The sequence below is a fragment of the Pseudomonas sp. SG-MS2 genome (genome assembly GCF_009933855.1).
In the GTDB taxonomy this organism is placed as follows: Bacteria; Pseudomonadota; Gammaproteobacteria; order Pseudomonadales; family Pseudomonadaceae; genus Aquipseudomonas; species Aquipseudomonas putida_E.
This window is the reverse complement of the sequence record NZ_MOMO01000243.1, coordinates 24393-43310: the sequence shown is the minus strand read 5'-3', so window position 1 is coordinate 43310 and position 18918 is coordinate 24393. Positions and strand designations below refer to the sequence as shown.

Genomic DNA, 18918 nt, shown 5'->3' with positions numbered 1-18918 from the left:
GCATTGGCCCAGAACGCCGCCCCCGCCTCGTCACCCTCCGTGCCACGGCCAAGTACCGACTGGTAGATGGTATCGATGATCGTGCGGTTGTTCTGAGGCGTGTTCGCCTGGGCAGCACCTTTAGCTTGCACTGCCAAGGCGGCAACGACGGAAGCGTTCATTGCCTTGACCGCTTCGGCAACCGACTTCACCGAGTTGTCGATACCGTTGAGCGCATCCACCTGGGCCTGAGCGAACTCGAGCTGGGCGTCCAGTGCATCCAGCTGGGCTTGCATTGCCAGAGCGCTTTTCTCAGCGGCAGACAGCTGCTTGCCGTTCAGCTTGTTCAGCTCCGCGACGGCGTTCGCAGTGCGGCCCTGGTCCCGGTTGAACTCCTCCAGCGACCCGTACAGGTCGGTATTGTTGGAGCCCAGCACGTCCAGGGCGTCCGTCAGGCCGGCAAACCCGGACAAGCTGCCGCCTGCCTTGGCGATCGCCAGCGCCGACTGCAGCGTGGCCTGGGCCTGGCTGCGGAGCATGCGCACGGCATCGTCACCGGTACCGCGCAACTGCTTCAGTGCACTGCCCAGGGCGTTGCTGATACCAGTCAGGTCGCTGATGCGGCTGTTGGCGTCCGCCAGCGACTTGCTGATCGCCTTCTGCTGAGCAGCCACAGCGCGCTGTATGGCTGCGAAGGCGGCATTCACACTGTCGTTCGCGCTCTGCGCAGCTGCTACAGCGGCGGCATTCGCCCGCTGCTCCAGGATGTCGTAGTACGTGGCGGCCTGGCCCGACAGCGCCATCAGCGTGGCGAACATTCCCATGCCCGCCTGGGTGGTCGTATCGATCGACTCGACCATGTCGCGGAAGCCGGTACGGGTTTCTGGCAGCGTCTGGTTCGCTGCAACAAACGCCCGGGTGACGGCATCGAGCGTATCGTCCATGCGCTCCGACTCGCTGATGAACGCGCCGTAATAGGTCGCAGCATTGCTCTGCAACACATCCAGCCCGCCCGCAATCGCCGTCAGCTGCTCAGCCAGCTTGCCGCCCGCCACGGACATGTCGTACATGCCGACGTTCAAGTAGCGTACAACCTCGTTGACGCCCTCCAGGTTCTGCACGAACGCGGTGAGGCCTTCGAAGTTGTAACCGCCAAGGCCAGCTGCTGTAGCAGCATCCACAGCAGAAACCATCGAGTCGGCCACGCCACCGAACCACTTGGCGATTTCGGCCTGGATCTCCTCAGCCGTTTTGTCCTTCGTGCTGATCTTCTGCGCGCCGATATTCAAACCATCGAGCACGCCATCATTCAGCTCGACATTGAGACGGTCGAACAGATCGAGGACCGAGCCCTCGGTGGCGTCATAGGTCGCGTCCAGGGCGGCCTGGGTTTCCGGGTCAAGCGCCGAGTAGCGAGTGCGCTTCTTGTTCGAGCTGAACAGCCCGCCCTTTTTCTTCTGGTACTCGTACCGCTTACCGAGGAAGTCGCCATCTTCAACTGCCAGCGAAAGGCCGGTGTCCTTGGTGACCCAGTCGCCGCCGAACAGCGAGCCGCCAAGCATGCCGCCCAGCGCCGATCCCACAATTCCGCCGATGACGGTGCCGATCGGCCCGGCAAGCGAACCAATTGCAGCCCCCGCGTAGTAACCACCGACGCCACCTGCCGCCCCGGTAGCGGCACCCTTTAGGCCTGACTGGCCATAGCCGTAGAGCGCCCCGCCAATACCTGCCATCGCGCCGCCCAGGGCGCTTGTGCCGGGGTTCATATTCACGATGTTTCCAGCACCGTCGAGCATGACTCCGGCGCCACCTTGAACGGTCCCTGCGCCTGAGAAAAGACCGCTCAGGCCATTGCTGATGTAGTTGTAACCACCGCTGATCGCGCTCTGCATGCCGCCCAGGAAGCCTTCACCAGCACTCCAGCCAGCAGAGACAGCACTGCCAAAGCCAGAGGTGGCCACGCCGTAGGCCTTGGAAGCCATATCAAACAGGCCCAGGCCACCGCTGCCATCTCCACCTCCACCCAGGATCGATCCGCCACCACCCGGCGTAGAACCTCCAAGCCCCAGCGCACCGAGCAGCGGCACAGTGATGTAAGCCTTGGTTGCCATCCTGGCCAGGTCGGCAATGATCGAGTCAGTCAGGTCCTTGAAAGACAGCTTGCCTTCCGTGGCCAGGTTGACAAACGCGTCCTCGATGCCGCCAAGCGCATTGGAGAACAGATTCTCCGTCTGACCAGCAATGTCCTTGGTTTCTTCGATGTAGCTGTTGTAAGCGCGGGAGACGCCGTTCTGCCAGTCGCCGCGAAGCGCATCCTCGTCCGCGTAGTATTGCTCCTGCAGCTTGAGGCGCTCAGAAAGCCACTTCTCCAGCTCCTTCTTCTGGCCACCATACTCATTGTCACTGATGCGCTTGAGGCGATGGTCTCGCTCCAGCTTCTCCAGGTCTTTCTCATAGTCCTGGCGGATCTTGAGCATTTCCTGAAGCTGCTGTCGGGAGCGCTCGCCAAGACCAAACCCGGCAAGTTGAAGATCCAACGAATCCTGGGTGCGCTGCAGGCTGTCTTCCAGCGCCTGGCCATAGGCCTCAATAGCCGCCGTTTCCTTCGCCATCCGCTCCTGAGACCGCAAACTCAGCACTTGCTGATCTGCATCCAGCTTCTGCAAGGACTGGGTCATCTTCTGGCGAGTGTCGGCAATGCGCTGGTCGATCTGGATGCGCTGAGCGCCAGTGGTGCTGGACTTGTCAGCAAGTGCCTGCAATGCCGTGATTTGGGACTTGTAGCCCTCCTCTACGTCAGTGCGTTCCTTGTCGATCAAGGCCGACTTCTGCTGGGTGTAGTCCTGCTGGGTGATGACACCAGCCTTCAGCGAGGCATCCAACACGCGCATTGAGTTCTGGTAGTTCGAGACCAGGGACTTCAGCGCGTTTTCGGCTTCGTTGAAGGTGGAGAGATTGACGGGACTTCTAACCCCATCGGTCTCTTTGTAGGTCTGGCTTTCGCGAATCTTCTTGAGGGCTTTCTCCTCCTGTTCTGCCGTGACGGCATAGCCGGCTGCCCTAGCCTTTGCAAATTCGATCTGCTTGGCTTCCAGCGCTTTTAGCATCTTGTCGCGCTTACTCAGCCCATCCGCTTGGATTGCCTCGTAGGCAGCCTGCCCTTCGCGCTGAGTGCGCGCCATATCTCCTTCTGCTTTAGCATTGGCATTTCTAAGATCCAGCTGCTTCTGAAGTATTGTTAGCTGGTCTTTATACGGCTCGATCGTAAAGCCATTTTTTTCGCGCTTGGAAATATTCTCTTGAAGATCAGTGATCTTCTCTTCTAGCGAATCCTCTCGGCCTATGTCGAGCATTGCATCCCATGCGCGCTTTGCGGCGCCAGTGATGCTGTTCCACGCAGATTCGATATATCCCAAATCTTCCTTGGCCTTGGCAGCTCGCTCAGTCAGCGCCTTGGCGTAAGCCTCTTGGGCAATCGCGGCAGCAGCCTCCTTCTCGCCCATCTCTTGAGCGGCGCGTACCTGCTCGTACACCGAGGCTGTCAGGAAGTTGTACTTATTGTTGAGATCAACAACCGCCCGCGCCGGGTCTTCGCCCAGCCTGGCAAACTCGGCCACCGTCTCGGATACCGCTTTGCTGGTGACCTTTTCATAGTCAATCGCGGCGACAGCCACCTGCTCGAACATGTCGCGAGCAATCTTGCCGCTGCTGGCAATCTGAGCCAGCGCTGCAGCTGCGCTCGACGTTTTCCCGGTGACATCGCCAACGCGCTCAGCCATGCCGGAGAGTTGGTCAACGCTCACACCGGCCGCATTGCCGGTTTCCAGAATGGCCAGGCGATAGGCATCAGCTTCCTCGGAGCCTTGGTAGTAGGCAAGGCTCAGCGCAGCTACGGCGGCGCCGGCAATTGTCAGCGGGTTGACCAGGCCAACGAGGTATCCGCCCATGGCCTGCGCCGCGGCGCCAACGCCGCCGAACGAATCTTTGATCTGAGAGCCCTGCTGCAGGAACACCGTAAGCGGCGCCTGGCCACCTTGCAGGCTTACAAAAATGTCGCTGAACTGAGCTGGCAGCATGCGCATGGCGGCAGCCGTCTGCTTAGCGCTGACCCCTGCCTTGCCCAGGCCATCGCTAAACCCACCAAGGGAACTGCGAGCCGCATCGAGCTTTGCGCTGTACTCGTTGAAATCATCCTCGGGAAGCAGGCCGCTCTTCCTGAACTTGGCCAGGTCCTCCTGCTGTTTCTCCAAGCGAGCAAATGCCGCGATGGTCGGGTCAATGGCACCCAGGAGCTTCTCAAGCTCCCTGGCCTGATCAGAAGTGGCTCCCGTTGCCTTGCGCTCCGCCGCTGCCAGTTGCTCTTGCTCGGCTGCTGCTGTGGCAGCCACTCGAGCAGATCGGCTCTGCGCTGCAGCCTGGTCAAGCTGAGCGCGCATCGCAGCAGCTGCGCTTCCTGCGGTCGCCTCGTAAGCGCGACTCATCACCTCTTGCGACTTTGCTGAATCCACAGCGGCGGTAGCGAGAGCCAGTAAACGGGACTTCGCCTGTTCAGCTGACTCCCCGACTTTCGCTTCTGCGGCAGCCATTGTTTGGGCGCCGACCGAAGCAGTCGTGAAGGCCTTAGAAGCATCTGTGACCGACTGCGCCAGCTTTGCCATCAGCTGCGCGGTAGAGTCTTGGCGAGCATTCAGAAGCTTAAGCTCTTGAACAACTTGCGAGGTGTCACTGGCGATCCCAGAGACTGCCTTCTCCCAAGCCGCACCAACTCGCCTGGCGGAATCTTCAGCCGATTTCCCGGAGTCAACCAGCTTGTTCAGGTCGTCAGCTGCCTGCACTGCCGACTCGGATTTTACCTCAATGCCAAGCTGGGCGAAGTTCGTCATGCCTTTCTCCGGGCAATAAAAAACCGGCGCTGTGCCGGTCCAAATAAAACAAAAAACCGCCCGAAGGCGGCTGTTAACTTTCTTTCAATCTGCGCTCATTCCTTACGGATGGATGATGATCGACCATAATTCGACTCATATTCAGCAGCTAGCTTTTGGCAAAGCGTCCTCGCAAAACGCCTGGTCGATATATCGAGAAGTTGGTCGTCGACATCTTTCCAGCAAAGTTCGATAGCAATTCTGGCCTTGTCTTTCTCTATGGACTCAGGAGTTTCTGTGCTTTTCAGGATTGCGCCAAGGGCAAGCATGAAAAGCAGCAGCCCAACCGGGACAAGTATTAGCCACATAATCACCTTGCCGACAGTGCCACCTCCAGACGCCTTGGGCTTGACGCTGGCCGGCGTGCCTGCATTGAGCATTTCGCCACAGTGACGGCACTTTACTGCTTCGTATTTGATGACTTCAGCGCAAAGCGGGCACTTCTTCTCATCGGTTTCCATACGACTCTCCTTGGTGAAAGGATCGCAGGATAGCAAACCGCCAGCGCCAAAAACCCGAGTTGACGGGGTTCGGCTCCTGCCAGGCTTTAGCGCCCTACTCCTCCCGGCTATCCGCCATCGTCCTGAGCGCCGCCTGCTCCATCACGCGGATGTCGGCAAAGATGACCTGATGCTGGTCCTGCTCAACGTCAAGCAGCCCCATGACCACTGGCAGCGCCTGGTAGTCCAGGCCCGTGGCGCCGCTCATGCCGGTTCGCCACTGGGTGCCCATCGCCTCGAACACGGCAAAGGACTGCACGTTGCAATCCCACAGCTCCACGGCCTGCTGGCAGTCCTCTGGCTTGAGGCCGAAGACCGCCAGTGACTCTGCGTCTGGCGGAGGAGTGTAGAGGGCCTGGACTACCTCGCTCAGTTTCCCTCGCGGGCAGCCTTGTATGCGCCGTGATAGGCGATCAGGATCGCTTCTGGAACAGACGCTGCCGACCCGACCAGAGCGCGTAGGTTCGACTCGTTCAGCTCCTCTTCGAAGCCCCAGGAGGCAATGATGGTCTGTAGCTGTTCGATCTGGTGATCCAGAATTTTCGCGGTGACCTCACGGACAGTCGGGTCCTTATCCAGCAGCTCGCGGACCTCCTTGCTGCTGGATAGGCCGGCATCGGTGAAGTCCGCCAGCTTGTCTCGATCCAGGTAGTTGAAGACGAATTGCACCTTGACCGGCTTGTCGCCAACGCGAGGAATTTCAACGTCAGCTTTGAAGGTAGGATTCTGCAGGATGGAAATCTTGGCCATGAATCAGGTTCCTTGAGGCGATGAGAGAGGGCTGGGCCGCGCTTAGGCGGCCAAGTAGCGAATCGGGCGACCAGACAGGGAGAAGGTAATGGTCCGAGTCATCAGCGCATTACGCTCCAGGGTCGGGGTGTCGGTGATCGAGACAAAGCCTGGGTAGACGATCTGGTCCTTGTTCGGCAGGGTCAGGATCGCGACGGTCTGCTGCTTGCTGTCGGTGAACCCCTCGACAACCGAGACGTAAGCCGCGGCGGGCTGGTCTTCCACGGTCAGCTGCATGCTGATCGGGTTGCGGTTGGTCGGGTACTGACGGTCATCGTCGTCAGCCAGGTAACCGACAGTCAGAAACTGCTGCTCGCCACCGCTGGTGGTGACGCCGGTAATCTTGGTGATCTCTGTCATCGTCAACACTTCCTGGAACTTGCCAGTGTTGCTGCCGGCCGGATAGAAGGCGGTGTCGGTGGTGTTGATGTTTTCGAGCGTGAAGGTGTCGGCATCCTGATCCGCAACGCGAACAGCGCGACCATCCAGGCGTCCCCAAGCGGCTTCGAGCAGGACAAAATCGCCATCGATGAGACCGTGTGCGGCGGAAGTGGCCACGGCCGGGTTGGCGTTGGTGATGGTGGTGATGGGCTTGGCTGCACCGAACGTCGCGGCGATCTGGAAGGTGCTGCCGTTTGGCAGGGCAATGCGTGTAGCCATGGGGATTACTCCTGTGGAACGAGAAAACCCGCTCATGGCGGGTGATTGGTGATATCAGTGGGCGGCCTAAGCGGCGTCCAGGCCAAGGGTCATTTGCAGTTGATCGCGCCAGTATTCGACCTGGTGCTCCAGGCCTGGCTTTTTGTTCCGCCAGCGGGCCAGCTCTCGACCGCTCAGGCTGGCGATCTGCTTGGCATCGCCCAAGGCCTTGCAGGCGCGGTCGAACTGCTGCTTCTCGTTGAGCTCGCCGCGCAGGAGTGCGTCAATGTGAAGGTCGCACCAAACAGAAAACTTCGGGTCGCACCATCGAGCAAACGCAACGGCTAGCTTCGGATGAAGCCAGGTGCCGCCACCACGATCTACCCGTGCGCGGCTGGTTTTTACATACCCGGATTTCCGGGTATCTACGATTTCGGTTTCCTGTCCAGAGATCACCTCATCAAGGGCCTGGACATACTCGAGAGTGCCAGCGTTTTCCAGCCAGCGATCCAGTCGCTTGCCGAAACGCTCAGCAATCTTGCTTGCATGGAGCCAGCCGTCAGCATTGAAGCGCACGGGATGGCCTCGATAGTGAAGTGGGATAACGTTGTTCATATTCATACCCTGCGATGAGCCCTGGGGAATAGATCGGCCACAGCAACGCCCCAGGGAAGGCGCTTTCGGGTGCCCCCTAGCTGTGACCTGAAAAGAAACGCAGCCGGGGCGGACGGATGAACGAACATCCATCGTTTGGCTGTACGGGGCCTAGGCTGCGTGCAGGGTTGCCTTGCGGCGAAGAACGTCAGGAGCTGATGCGTTTTGGCGATCCGATGACGCGGATTCGATAGTTGCGGACCATCAGGTTGTTGCGCTCCATCTGCGGCATAAGGCCGCCGCTGGCATATCCGGCCCAGGCAATGTGGACGCCGGATGGCAGCGTGAACCGCCACCCCAGCGCAACGCGGGTGTCGCGCCCTTTGTCGATCGTGGCCAGGTAAGCTGCGGCCTCGGCATCCTCTACCGGCAGGTCGATATCGATGGGATCACGCCCAGTCGGGACGCTGACATCCTCATACTGCCCCAGCGGAACAAAGGTTGCGAAACGCTCATCACCACCCGAATGTGATGGTGTGGTGACCTTCTTTACCTCTATCCAACTGGAGTCGCTCATTGGCGGCAGACTGAACTGTACTTGGTCGACCTTCCCTGTAACCCAGGTCGTGGTACCGTTGGGAAGCGGGATTCGACGTGTCATGGCGCCTCCGCTTGTCCGAGGTAAGTGAAGCTTGTTGGGATCGTGTAGACCGATGGCTCGGTAATGGTCGGCCCCTGCTCTACTGGCTCGACGATCATGCCCTCGAAGCCGTTGCGACTGAGAGGGGTATCAATGAGGAACAGGCCGGAGAGTTCGTCGATAATGGCCTCAGCCGTACCCATGGCCTGGCCAGCCGGGCAGATGATGCTGACCTGGTAAATGCCCCGATACTCGTAGGCATCACCTCCCAGATAACGACAGGAAGTGCTTGCTGGCAGCAGGAAAGCGCGCAGGTAGGTTTCGTCGGGCAGGGCCTCGAAGCCTTCTTCCATATGCGCCACCCGGATCGGGCGCGCAGCGGCCCAAGAGGCCAGCTTGTCCTCAATGGCCTTTCGGGCGCGTGCGTGGCTCATAGCTGGTTTCTCCTGACGGCTTCGTCGACGATGCGTTGAAAGTTATCCAGGGTCACCCGGACCATTCCGTGCGGCGCTTGAGTGGAGTGGCCGTACTCCAGTGAGATGGCATACGGCAGGTTGTTCACGATGTAGGCCGTCTGGCCGATGGTCAGCGCCTGCACCTGGGTGATGAGAGCGGTAATAGCCTCGCTGCCCGACGGGTCTATGCGGTCGAGCTCCTCAGTCGCCGGAGAGTCGATAGAGAACTGCCAGTTGCCCCGGAACCGCCCGCCGACGTAGCCCTGGCCTGCAACCAACCCGTTCACAGCGAAGTTCTGCACACGCTCGGTCTTGGTCAGGGGCTTCGCGTACTTCACACCCTTGCGAAGCTTGCCGGTCTTGGTGAAGTTGTTCTGATTGAGGTTGATCAAGGTGTTGCGGACGGCAACCTTGAAGTCGTAGTCATCGGCGGCTCTGGTTGCCTTGGCCCGATGGGCCACGTTGGCCGCCCATATCTCAGGGTTGCCTACCGGCGATATGCGGATAACGCTACTGCCGATCTCGATCACAATCTCGCGGAAGGCGGCGTCCAGGGCTTGCTCCGCCTGCTCGGCGAATGCCCTGATAGCCTCTGCGAAGCCGCCCTGCTGCCCCCCATACCGCTGGGCCATGTGTGATCCGCGAGCCATATCACTTCCTCAGCTGGATGGTCCAGGTCGCTTGGGCCGGGTCCTCGGATACGTTGAGCGCGCGATAGCCGCTCACCTGATCGCCGATCTTGGGCGCCACCGGGACATCGGAGACAGCACCGGCCTGCTCTTCGAACAGCTCGTTCTGCAGCACCAGCAGCTTCACGTCCTCGGTCTGGATGCGCGAGCCGTCGATTTCCTTGGCCAAGTAGCTGCCGAACAAACCTCGCCCGGTGTAATGGATGGTTGAGGCAGGGACGGTACCGCCGATCTCAGGGTCATATCCGCCCTTGACCGTGCGGCTCCCTGCAACAGGCTTCACAGCATCGGCCAGGCCGTCTGGATCGTCGAACGCTTCCGCCAGCTCGGCCTGAATTTCTTCGCGCATGCCCATAGGTCAGATCCTCTTGAGCATTACGGTGCCGGATCGACGGATCCATGGAGCGATGAGGTCGAGGGCGAAGTTCTCGCCAGCGGAACGATCGACGGAGCCCGCGACATAGGTCTTGCTGGTCGAGGTGCCGGACTGAGCAGACACCGACTTGCTCTGCACCTCGCGTTGGGTGTCCTTGTAGAGCTGGCCGGCCGCAGCCAGCTTGGCCACCTGCGCGCCGGCGGTCACAATTGCATCCGGCACCGGGGTCGGCACAGGGCGCTTGATCTTGGCCGTGAGCCAGGCGTTGGCCATGGCCACAGCAAGGACCGCATCACCGGTACCGGCCCAGCCCTGCCCGAGCGCCTGGTCGACGTCAGCGACGGTGATGAAGTCGGTCATGGCTTATTCCTTCGGGATGAGGGCCTGCAGCTCGGGCTTGTTGAGAGCTGGATCGAAGGTGATGCCCTGCGCCGTCAGCCACTCTTTGAGCTCCGGGACCTTCATCTTGTGAGGATCGGTCTCGGAACCGCCGCCACCCTCTTCCTCGATCGCCTTGTCGATCTCCGCTTGGCTGCTGACCGAGACGTAGCCGTTCGGTGGATAGGTCGACGCCTTGTAACCCTCCGCCACCCACTGGGCGACGGTAGGGCCATCCAGGCGCAGGCCTTCCTCAATCTCGCTCACGCTGATGCCCTGCCGCTGGTAGGCCTCGCTGATGTGAGGGGCATCGCCCTGCACGGACACCGAGGTCGCGCCATCGATCACGCCAAAGAACTGATCCAGGCGGCGGTAGCAGACGCCACGCTCACGGCCCGGGTTGTCGGTGTAGATGACTTTCATGGGGTTCTCCTGAGCAGGGCGCCAGGTTGGCGCCCTGCCTCGATTGGTCACGGGGTGGCGGTGCCGCTGATGACCGCGGCGAAAGGAACCTGCTTGCGGTCGAATACACGCTCCCAGTTCGCGGCGCTGGCGTACTGGGTGGCAGTCGGGCTGAGGTTCTGGCTGTTGCTGCCTTTCCAGCTGAAGCCGGCCGGTTGCAGGATGTAGGTCTTCCGCTCCCAAAGGACTTCTGCGCCGCCGCCGTTACCGCCGTCCGGCTTGCGCTGCATCTCGACCGGCATGTGCGGGCTACCCTCGCCGTAGCCGAATGCGCCCTGGCCGAAGAACAGCGACAGGTACTGGCCTGGCGCGTAGATCAGGCCGTCATCCATGAACACCGGCTTGCCCAGGTAGGTGGCCAGGATGATCTTGCCCTGCGAGTCGCGCAGGTACTCGATCATGTCCTGCTTCACCATCTGGTTCATCACGACCGAGTGCACGCCAATCGCAGCGAACATGTCGGCGGCGTCACCAGCGGTGAAGGCAGCATCTTGGAAGGCGTTTGCGCTGATCGATGCGCCCGCATCTTTCACCATGTCGCCGCCGTTGTTGGCGATGTTGGACGCAATAACGCCGCGGGCCGCCCCCATCAGGTAACGCTGCCACTGGCGGGTCCAGTAAGTGCCAAAGCGGTTGCGGATGTGCTGCATCGGCTCGGAGTTAGCCAGCTCCGCGGTCAGGTCGGAAACGCCGTAGCCCTTGTTGAGATACAGGGTCCGGGCACGCATGCTGCCCTGCTCTGCCTTGCCAACCTCACCCAGGTCATCTGGGTCATCGTTGGAGATGTTCGGCGCCTCATCGGCGTCGAGATCCTGCCAGTAGCTGATCTCGGAAGTGCCTTGGCCGTTCTTGGCGATGCCGTCCAGGGTCGCGGAACGAGTGATGATGCCCGACTCATAGACGGCGGTCTTTTCTGGGGAATTTACCGGCTCCAGAGTGCCGTAGTAGTCGGCAACGAAGATGTCCGACAGTTGGGTAGAAGCCATGGGTTAGGTTCCTCGGGTGGCTTGGAGTTTTTTGAAAGCGTCGGGGTTGTCACGAGCCATCGCGGCGCGCTCGGTCTCGGTGTACTCGCCCCATTTCTTCGTGGCCTTGCCACCGTTGTCGCCGGTCTGCCCGGCACCCTGAGCCCTTGGCCACAGGTGGGTAGCGGTCTCGCGCAGCGATTCCGCCCATTCGAGGGGAGACAGCGGGGTCTTGCCGTCCTTCCCGTACACGACTTCGCCGGCACGGTCAGTGGCGACAGGCTCGCCGTCTTCGCTCAGTTTGAAGGTGCCTCGGGCGCGGAGGATGATGTCCTCGGCAGCCTCGGGCAGTGCGCCGGCCTTGATGGCGGCAGCGCGGATGGAATCGGCCAGCACCTTGTCGCTGTACTTGGCAGCGAAGGCTTCGGCCTTGTCCGCACGCTCGTTAGCGGCCTTGACCTGCTTGTCTAGGTCGGTGCGCAGGCGCTCGGTGCGGCGGCTGATGACTTCGTCCAGCTTGCCCTCGGCGATCAGCTTGGTCTCTTCGTCCTGGCCGGCCTTGGCCAGCAGGCCTTTGACTGCCTCGAGGTCCAGGCCGTCGAACTGGCCTTTCAGCTTGTCCAGCTCAGTCTTGATTGTCTTGTTGGAGCCCAGCAGCTCGGTGTTCTTGGACTTGAGGCCAGAAACCTCCTTGTCCACGTATTCCTGCACCTTGCCGCCCAGCGCCTCTTTGAGGGCTGCGGCTTGGGTCTCGTCCAGGGTGAGGCCGTGGGCGGCCGGATCGAAGTCAAAAGGCATGTGGCTATCCCCTTGGGATTGGTTGGCCCGCCTGGCGGGCAAGAAAAAGCCCCGCGATAGCGAGGCCTGGAATACGCGCCACAAAAGGGTGGCCCGAAGTTTCGTGGCGCGGATCAGTTGATCCCTGCCCGCTCGAACGCCAGCGGCTCCAGCTCTTCGAGCTGGTCCAGCGTCAGCGGCTTGAAGTTCTTGTCCAGCTGCAGCGCGGCGAAGCGCTCGGCCGTCAGCCCGCCATCGCGGAACAGCTTGCCGCGCACCGGCCCCAGCGCGGCGTCCTGGAAGGCCGCTGGCTGCGTTTTAAGCCATTGGTAGTAGCTCAGGCTTGCTGAGACCTGGGCGCCGCCATCTGCGCCAACGGAAGCTCTCGTAGCACCCTGACCAAACAGCGCCGATAACTTGGTGATCGGCGTGATGGTGGTTCGGCAGTGGATGTGGAACGGGGGCAGAGGGCCCTTGCCCATCTCGTACTCGCGGCCATCCAGGCTCCGGCACTGCGGACTGGTTTTCCGGTCAAGCGTGGCGACGATCCGATAGCCCGGCACCACTTCGGCATTGGCCTTGAGTGTTTCCATGCGCGCCGTGGTGGCCACATGTTGGACTGCGGTCTGGACCACTGCCCTGGCGCTCCGATTCGTGACTGCCAGCACGCCGTCCGTGAAGTTCTGCGCGGCGGTACCGCGTATGGCCTGGGTAATCTCGGCATTGGTCTGGCCCTGCACGACACCCATCCGGATGGCGTTGGTTACCCTGTCCGACTCGGTGCGCGTCCATCCGGTCAGGAAGGACTTCAGCAGCTTGCCGCCATCGACACCGGCCACCTGCAGAGGCTGCATGTTGATCGCCGCCCTGAGCAGCGAATCTGCCGGCATGGCCGCATCGATCAGCAGCGCCTTGGCCAGGCTACGGCCTTCGAACGCTGCCTCGTACTGCGCGATATCCACCAGGTCGGACTGCATTCGGTCACTGAAGGCCTTGTAGATCTCCAGCAGCTTGCCCCCTACCCGCCCCAGGAACTCCTCAAGCCGGCTCCGGCCGTATGTAGTCAGTTCCTTGCGGGTGAGCTGGTCACGGACATGGGTATCAGCCCGGCGCAGGTAGGTCTCAAACTTCCTGACCTCGCCGGCCTTGAGCCGCTCAAGCAATACCGAGTGGCGGCTTACCTGCTCCAGTAGCTTCTCGTCCGCCGTCTGCTCCGGTTTCGTCGCCATCGTCTGTATCCAAGTTGACACCGCCCGCGCCGTGATCGTCGCCGATCAGCTCGGCCTCTTCGTCGTAGGGGTGCTCGGGAAGCTTGCCGGTGGTGAGGTACTGCCAATAGGTTTCGGCGCTGATCGTGCCGGCCATGACGCTTTTCTGTAGCTCTGCCAAGACCTGGGCATCGACCTCTGGGGTCACGAACTCAGGCTTGACCGTGAAGACGACCTCGTCTGGGTTATAGCCAGTCCATTCCGCCGCGTACCGCAGGGCCTGCTCAATGGCCGCTGCCGCCGTGATGACGATGCTGTGCAGCGTGGCGTGCTGGTCGTTCTGACGGGTCTTGCGGGCCTCGCCCGACTCCGTGCCGGAGACGTCCATGACCTTGGCGCCGGCCTCAAGGGCCGCGTTCTTCTGGTCTTCCATCGCTGTGCGGACGGCTTCGATGCCGGCGCCCTGGAACTCCAGGTATCCACACTGGCCTTTCGGCCCGAGATCCCAGGCCGCCGACGGTCCGGTCACGCTTAGCTCTACACTCTCGTCCAGGCCCGACACCCACGGCTGCGGGTGGCTGGTCTGATGCAGCGAGGTGAAGTAGTCGGCACTGAGCTGGTAGGACTTCAGCGCGGCCCGGGCCATGGTCAGCAGCGGGATCTCGTCCACGTCCGGCGAGTTGTCGGTGGAGCCGCAGTAGATGACCGGGATGTAGTCCAGGCCGCGCACCAGGTTGTTGCTGCCGTCGACGGTACCCAGCGGACGGTCGTCCTCGATCAGCTCGCCAGCCTCGTTGCGCACGCCTGTGCGGCAGACCGCGCCGTCCATGTAGAACTCACGGTAGACCGTCTCGCATTCGTGGCTGTAGCGGTCTTGCTCCTTGCGCCTGAACTCGCGGAAGACAGATAGCACCAGGTCCTGCCGGCCGCCTTGGTCGGCAGTATCCCAGTTGATGGCGTTGCGCACTGCATAGGTGGCGAAGTACGGCTGGCCTGCGTCGTCAATGTTGACCACCAGCGGCACCCGGCCATGGGAAATTGCCTGGCGCACGATCCGCAGGAAAAGCTGGGTCAGGCCAAAGCCATCAGCCGTGGCATTGTCCTCCAGGCCCTTCAGGCCCGCAGGCAGCTTCACCTCGGGAATCAACCGCGAGACCAGGCCCATCATCGAGCGCAGCGAATCCCGCACCCAGTGTTCGTACTGGGCCCGGGCGGTGTAGTTCTGGTACAGGTAGGCATTGCCGGCGCCATCAAGCTTCTCGGCCTCGACCATGCCACTCGGCTTGGGTAGGTTCCGCGGACTGCGCTTGATGGCGCCCTCACCCTCCAGGGCGTCGTCCATCATCCGCCACTCTTCAATGTGAGCGTCGTAGTCTGGATTGGTGGATTGAACAGGCATTACGCCAAACCTCCGATGCGGCGGACACCGCCTGTGCGTTTACGTCGCGCCATGGCAACGGCGAAATAGCGGAACCCGTCAGCCGGGTGCGAGGACCAGTCGTGGAGCGGCTTGTCCTTCCAGCACCCGCGCTTGTCGTCCCATTCCTTGCGATAGCTCTCCAGGGCGGTGATGCCCTCACTGCACTTGGCCTCGTCGAAAGCGCAGTTGGGCAGGATCTCGCGCGCCTGCTCGATGCCTTCGTCTACGCCGAGCTTCGGGACGACCTGAAAGATCATTCGATACTTCTCACCGTCGATCTCATAGCCCTCGCGGGCGAGTTCGCGCCTGGTCTTGCCGTCGCTACCAAATTCGCGGTTATCGATATCGTGAGGGCCCCAGTGCTCGCCGTAGGCATAGCCGCGATCCTTCAGCACCTTCATGTAGTGCCGCAGGCCTTCGCCGCTGTTCTGGTAGAAGTCGATGACGTGGAATTCCTCGCCCACGATCCGGACGAACCAGATGGCGGTAGAGTCGCCCACGCCGATATCCCAGAAGGTGTGCACCGGCAGGTGGCTGTTGTCGGGCAGCTTGCCTATGCGCTGGGCGGCGTAGAGCTTGGTGAACTGTTTGGCGTAGTAGGCGCCCTCGATCGTCTGCTGGAATGCCTCGGCAGGGATCGACGGGTATTCACGCTTCATGTCGTCGCCGAGGGTCTTTTCCTTGGCGGCGTACCAGGCGCGCTGGCCTGGATTGGTGGCGATTCCGTATTTTTCGACCAGGTCGTCAAAGTACTTGGTCAAGCGGTCCGGGATCAGGACGTCGGTCGGATCCAGCCAGTACAGCGGGTTACGCCACCAGCTGAAGAAGAAGAACTTCCAATCGAGCAGGCCCAGGGGCACACCAGACAGCTGCTGCTTCTCGGCAGACTGGCTGTAGTCGAAGAAGTAACCGGCCCGGCCCTCAGCCGTTGACTCGATGGTGACGAAGCACTCAGCGGCCACAGCCTCGAATGCACCGGTGACGATCTCCCGAGCCTTGTGCGGGAACTTGGCGCAGATCTTCCCGAACTCGGAAACGTGCAGGTAGCGCAGCGTACCGCCCCGGAAAGACGTGGACACGTACAGCGACCCGCCCTTGCTGAACACCAGCTCGCCGGCTGCATCGTTGCGCGCCGGGTTGGCCGCCTTGATCTCCTTGGGCAGGTTGTCATAGGCGTACTTCACCTTTTCCCGAAACAGGCGCTTGGCGTCGTTCAGGGTGTGGGCGATCAAAGCGCACTTGGCCGCCTCGAACAGCGCGGCATCCAGCTGGACGATGCAGACCAAGGTCGTGAACCCCAACTGCCGGGCCTTGAGGATGATGTTCCGGGTGTGCATCCCCTGGAAGTAATCGACCTGCTCCTGCGTCATGCGGAAGCGGACCTTCTTTCCCTGCTTGTCCGTGATGAAGTACAGGTTATTCAGCCGCCAGAACCGATCCCGAAGCAGTTTCAGGTGCTCGGGCTTCATGGTCAGGCATCCTTCGATAGTTCATCCATCAGGCTGGCCAGGGTATCGACCGTCTTGTCACCCTCCTCGGCGTCGAGGTTATAGGCCTGGCGTTCGCCCTTGATCACCTTGAGCTGGGCATCAACGCCGGCGTTCAGTGCACGCGAGAAGTCGCCCAGGTTCTCTTCGTTGACATCAATCTCTGCCAGAGCCACAGACAGCTTGTCAGCAATCGCCCGCCAGTTGGCCAGGCCAGTTCGGTGAGCGAGAACAAGACCAGCACGCTGCTCAGACTCATCCTCGACAATTTCCGCGTCAGTGCGCTGCGTACTTTCGCTGCGTACTTTCGTGCGTACCAGCTTCTCCTTGGTGGCGATCCTGACCTTTTCAGTCAGGTCGCGAGCCCAGCCTTCCTTCGCTGCGCGCTTGCGTATAGCTCCCTCTGTAAGGCCGTGAGCGTCGGCCAGCGCCCGAATGGATGGCGACCCAGCACGATACGAGGACTCTACAGACTCCCAGTCAATGGACTTTCTCGATGCCATTGCCGATGTACCCTTCGATGAAGCGCATGGCCGAATCTCGGTGCGCCTCCTCAGAGCCCATAGGCACCGCGATAACGCCAGCGGATCGACACGCGTCGATAACTAGAAGCTCCTCGTCCGCCCTCCCCCATGAGGAGAACACAAGAGCCTTGCGAATGATGGGAATTCCGGCCCGAGCCATGCCCACCTGCACTGCATAGGCAATGCACTGTCCGAGCCCGGAAAGAACATGCTGCTTTCCCTTCGATCCATCCTTGAGTTCGCAAACCGTGATGGACCCGTCAACGTGGATCAGCAGATAGTCAACTCGACCGCGCGGAACACTGAACTCGGGAATGGCCTCGATGATCTCGGGCACCTGACCGTCGAAGATCTTCAAGTGCGCATCAGCTGCAGCGAGAAGCCCACGAAAGACACCGGACAAGAAAGCCTCGCCTCCTCTGTTGAGATGGTGATAGACAACACCAGGAATGCCAGCTTTCGCGCAGTTGTCGTAAATCGCCTCCCAGTCGGGTTGCTTGGTGCTCATGGTGAATCCTTATTGGTCGCGGTCGACTCTAACTGTCCGAACCCTGCCGCCAGTGCTGGTATCGCGCCTTGCAGCCATCTCGACGGCCTTCTCGGCAGATGCGCCCATGTCCATCGCAGCGAATGCGTATGGCGTTCCGCTTCCGATGGCATACGGTCGATCAAGCAAGACTGGTGACTTCCAAAGCCCCGTGGCGTCATCAACGGCGACCATCATCAGGCTTTCGCCATCAAGGACGAGCGCCGTTGCGTCGATGTTTCCATCCGGCTTGGCGCCGAAGTACGCATCAACCAGGCGCTGGAAGTCGGGCACGGCGCCCGAGCAGAAGAACTTTACGCCGCCCTGCTCGATGCACTTCTCATAGTCGTCGTAGGTGATTACATCCCCCCGGGTGATCTGCGAGTCGTAGGCGATCACGCCGTCCTTGTAGGCGATGGTGGTCATTCAGGTTGAACCTCGATCTTGATGCCGCGCCCCACCCAGTAGCTGAAGCGCTCAGGGCATGGTTCTCGGCCAGTCAGCCTGGCCATGACGAGGACGCCGGCCAGGTAGTACTTGAGCCACCACTTATGGCGGCAAGCGATGCGCACGGTGACCGATGCCATTTGCCTGTCCTCGCGCCACGAAACGGCGCATGTCGAATTTGTGGCGCGGATCAATCAGCCTTGCGGGCCGGCAGTTTGAAGTCAGTGACGCGGTCGGCAATGTTGCGCACCTTCTCGACACCGAGGAAGCCGACCCATCCACCTACGAACGTGGACATGCTCTGCGGCAGGCCGAAGAACTCCAGGCCGCTGATGATCGTCAGGGTCAGGCCGCCGCAGATCGCACCCTCGACCAGCATCTGGCGACGGGTGCCACCTCCGTAGGTGATTCGCAGGACAGCCATGGCGCAGGAAAGGCCTGCCGCGTACAGGAGGGGCGAATGCTGGCTCAACCACGCAAGAGCAATCGCCCAGGTGTCTGGTTTGTCTGGCATGTTGGACATACTCGATATCCCCTGAGGGGCGGCAAGAAGAAAAGGTCAGGTGAGTCCCTATTTAGGGACCGGGCAGGCAAGTGCAGAGATAAGAAAAATATGGCCCCATGCTATCGTCGATGCCCCTACAGCGTGACGACGGATGGAGCCATGGCAAAAACAAATATCGAACGCTTTGGCCTCTAGGCTTCTGGTCGCATCACTTCACGACATAGGAGCTTCAGAGAAGCATTGATTTCCTTGAGCTCAACCTGAAGTGAGGGAGTTTCACCCGCACACATCCTCGACTCAAGCTCTGCCAGTCTCTGTTCGCTTTCACGGAGACTGGCCTCTTGATAGAAAACGAAGCCATCCGCCTGGGTCAGTTTTTCCTGAGCATCGCGCTGAAGGGATTTGGCCTCTCTCAGTTTTTGCTCGCAGCAGATGATCGCCTCAACGAGGCAGCGGTACTCGCTCTTCATGCTGATCTCCAAGAACGAAAAGGCCCAGCGATCCTGCCAGGCCAAGAGTGAAAAGACGCTAACAACGAGCATCAACAAAAAGAACCCTTACTCCTCGCACGTCTGCTGGGCGACCACTAAAAGCCTGATCGCAACCCCCTACGACTCGGAGAGTGACCGTAGAGAG

General features: G+C 60.8%; 23 protein-coding genes. All 23 read right to left on the bottom strand.

Annotated elements, in window-relative coordinates; translation table 11 throughout:
- Positions 1-4862: phage tail tape measure protein (locus BLX42_RS22840; protein ID WP_161872716.1), on the bottom strand; the 4862-nt coding region annotated here is incomplete at its 3' end.
- Positions 4863-4957: 95 nt separating this feature from the next.
- A complete protein-coding gene (locus BLX42_RS22835; protein ID WP_161872715.1) occupies positions 4958-5362 on the bottom strand; it encodes a hypothetical protein in 405 nt (134 codons plus the stop codon).
- Positions 5363-5456: 94 nt separating this feature from the next.
- Complete coding sequence (locus BLX42_RS22830) at positions 5457-5723, bottom strand: DUF1799 domain-containing protein (RefSeq protein ID WP_161872719.1); 267 nt, start codon at positions 5721-5723, stop codon at positions 5457-5459.
- Positions 5724-5770: 47 nt separating this feature from the next.
- On the bottom strand, positions 5771-6151 hold the full coding sequence (locus BLX42_RS22825) for a phage tail assembly chaperone (RefSeq protein WP_161872714.1): 381 nt from the start codon (positions 6149-6151) through the stop codon (positions 5771-5773).
- A gap of 42 nt (positions 6152-6193) precedes the next feature.
- Complete coding sequence (locus tag BLX42_RS22820; protein WP_161872713.1) at positions 6194-6850, bottom strand: phage tail protein; 657 nt, start codon at positions 6848-6850, stop codon at positions 6194-6196.
- A 66-nt stretch (positions 6851-6916) separates the two neighbouring features.
- The gene (locus BLX42_RS22815; protein ID WP_161872712.1) at positions 6917-7444 is read right to left on the bottom strand and encodes a KilA-N domain-containing protein; all 528 of its coding nucleotides are present in this window, start codon (positions 7442-7444) and stop codon (positions 6917-6919) included.
- A gap of 187 nt (positions 7445-7631) precedes the next feature.
- Positions 7632-8084 carry a phage tail tube protein gene (locus BLX42_RS22810; protein ID WP_161872711.1) on the bottom strand — a complete coding sequence of 151 codons (453 nt, stop codon included), beginning with the start codon at positions 8082-8084 and terminating at the stop codon, positions 7632-7634.
- Positions 8081-8497 carry a phage tail terminator-like protein gene (locus BLX42_RS22805; protein ID WP_161872710.1) on the bottom strand — a complete coding sequence of 139 codons (417 nt, stop codon included), beginning with the start codon at positions 8495-8497 and terminating at the stop codon, positions 8081-8083. Before BLX42_RS22805 ends, BLX42_RS22810 begins: the two co-directional genes overlap by 4 nt.
- Positions 8494-9168, bottom strand: a complete 675-nt coding sequence (locus tag BLX42_RS22800) for a hypothetical protein (RefSeq protein ID WP_161872709.1) — start codon at positions 9166-9168, stop codon at positions 8494-8496. The genes BLX42_RS22805 and BLX42_RS22800 overlap by 4 nt, the downstream gene beginning before the upstream one ends.
- Before the next feature lies 1 nt (position 9169).
- Complete coding sequence (locus BLX42_RS22795; protein ID WP_161872708.1) at positions 9170-9562, bottom strand: hypothetical protein; 393 nt, start codon at positions 9560-9562, stop codon at positions 9170-9172.
- Positions 9563-9565: 3 nt separating this feature from the next.
- Positions 9566-9943, bottom strand: coding sequence for a hypothetical protein (locus tag BLX42_RS22790; protein WP_161872707.1), 378 nt, complete (start codon positions 9941-9943; stop codon positions 9566-9568).
- 3 nt (positions 9944-9946) lie between these two features.
- Positions 9947-10384: a HeH/LEM domain-containing protein gene (locus BLX42_RS22785; protein ID WP_161872706.1), complete on the bottom strand. Its 438-nt coding sequence runs from the start codon at positions 10382-10384 to the stop codon at positions 9947-9949.
- A 47-nt stretch (positions 10385-10431) separates the two neighbouring features.
- Positions 10432-11409, bottom strand: a complete 978-nt coding sequence (locus BLX42_RS22780; RefSeq protein ID WP_047934281.1) for a major capsid protein — start codon at positions 11407-11409, stop codon at positions 10432-10434.
- Between the two features lie 3 nt (positions 11410-11412).
- On the bottom strand, positions 11413-12186 hold the full coding sequence (locus BLX42_RS22775) for a hypothetical protein (RefSeq protein ID WP_161872705.1): 774 nt from the start codon (positions 12184-12186) through the stop codon (positions 11413-11415).
- Positions 12187-12299: 113 nt separating this feature from the next.
- Positions 12300-13394 carry a minor capsid protein gene (locus tag BLX42_RS22770; protein WP_161872704.1) on the bottom strand — a complete coding sequence of 365 codons (1095 nt, stop codon included), beginning with the start codon at positions 13392-13394 and terminating at the stop codon, positions 12300-12302.
- The gene (locus tag BLX42_RS22765; RefSeq protein ID WP_161872703.1) at positions 13321-14772 is read right to left on the bottom strand and encodes a DUF4055 domain-containing protein; all 1452 of its coding nucleotides are present in this window, start codon (positions 14770-14772) and stop codon (positions 13321-13323) included. Before BLX42_RS22765 ends, BLX42_RS22770 begins: the two co-directional genes overlap by 74 nt.
- Positions 14772-16262 carry a terminase gene (locus tag BLX42_RS22760; RefSeq protein WP_161872702.1) on the bottom strand — a complete coding sequence of 497 codons (1491 nt, stop codon included), beginning with the start codon at positions 16260-16262 and terminating at the stop codon, positions 14772-14774. The genes BLX42_RS22765 and BLX42_RS22760 overlap by 1 nt, the downstream gene beginning before the upstream one ends.
- A gap of 2 nt (positions 16263-16264) precedes the next feature.
- Positions 16265-16783 carry a hypothetical protein gene (locus tag BLX42_RS22755; RefSeq protein WP_161872701.1) on the bottom strand — a complete coding sequence of 173 codons (519 nt, stop codon included), beginning with the start codon at positions 16781-16783 and terminating at the stop codon, positions 16265-16267.
- A complete protein-coding gene (locus tag BLX42_RS22750; RefSeq protein WP_019751355.1) occupies positions 16761-17312 on the bottom strand; it encodes a hypothetical protein in 552 nt (183 codons plus the stop codon). The genes BLX42_RS22755 and BLX42_RS22750 overlap by 23 nt, the downstream gene beginning before the upstream one ends.
- Before the next feature lie 9 nt (positions 17313-17321).
- Positions 17322-17756, bottom strand: coding sequence for a proteasome subunit beta (locus BLX42_RS22745; protein ID WP_161872700.1), 435 nt, complete (start codon positions 17754-17756; stop codon positions 17322-17324).
- Positions 17753-17917 carry a hypothetical protein gene (locus BLX42_RS26620; RefSeq protein WP_168216573.1) on the bottom strand — a complete coding sequence of 55 codons (165 nt, stop codon included), beginning with the start codon at positions 17915-17917 and terminating at the stop codon, positions 17753-17755. Before BLX42_RS26620 ends, BLX42_RS22745 begins: the two co-directional genes overlap by 4 nt.
- A 50-nt stretch (positions 17918-17967) precedes the next feature.
- On the bottom strand, positions 17968-18300 hold the full coding sequence (locus BLX42_RS22740) for a phage holin, lambda family (protein ID WP_054830717.1): 333 nt from the start codon (positions 18298-18300) through the stop codon (positions 17968-17970).
- Between the two features lie 173 nt (positions 18301-18473).
- The gene (locus tag BLX42_RS22735; RefSeq protein WP_161872699.1) at positions 18474-18752 is read right to left on the bottom strand and encodes a DUF2076 domain-containing protein; all 279 of its coding nucleotides are present in this window, start codon (positions 18750-18752) and stop codon (positions 18474-18476) included.
- Between the last annotated feature and the right edge of the window lie 166 nt (positions 18753-18918).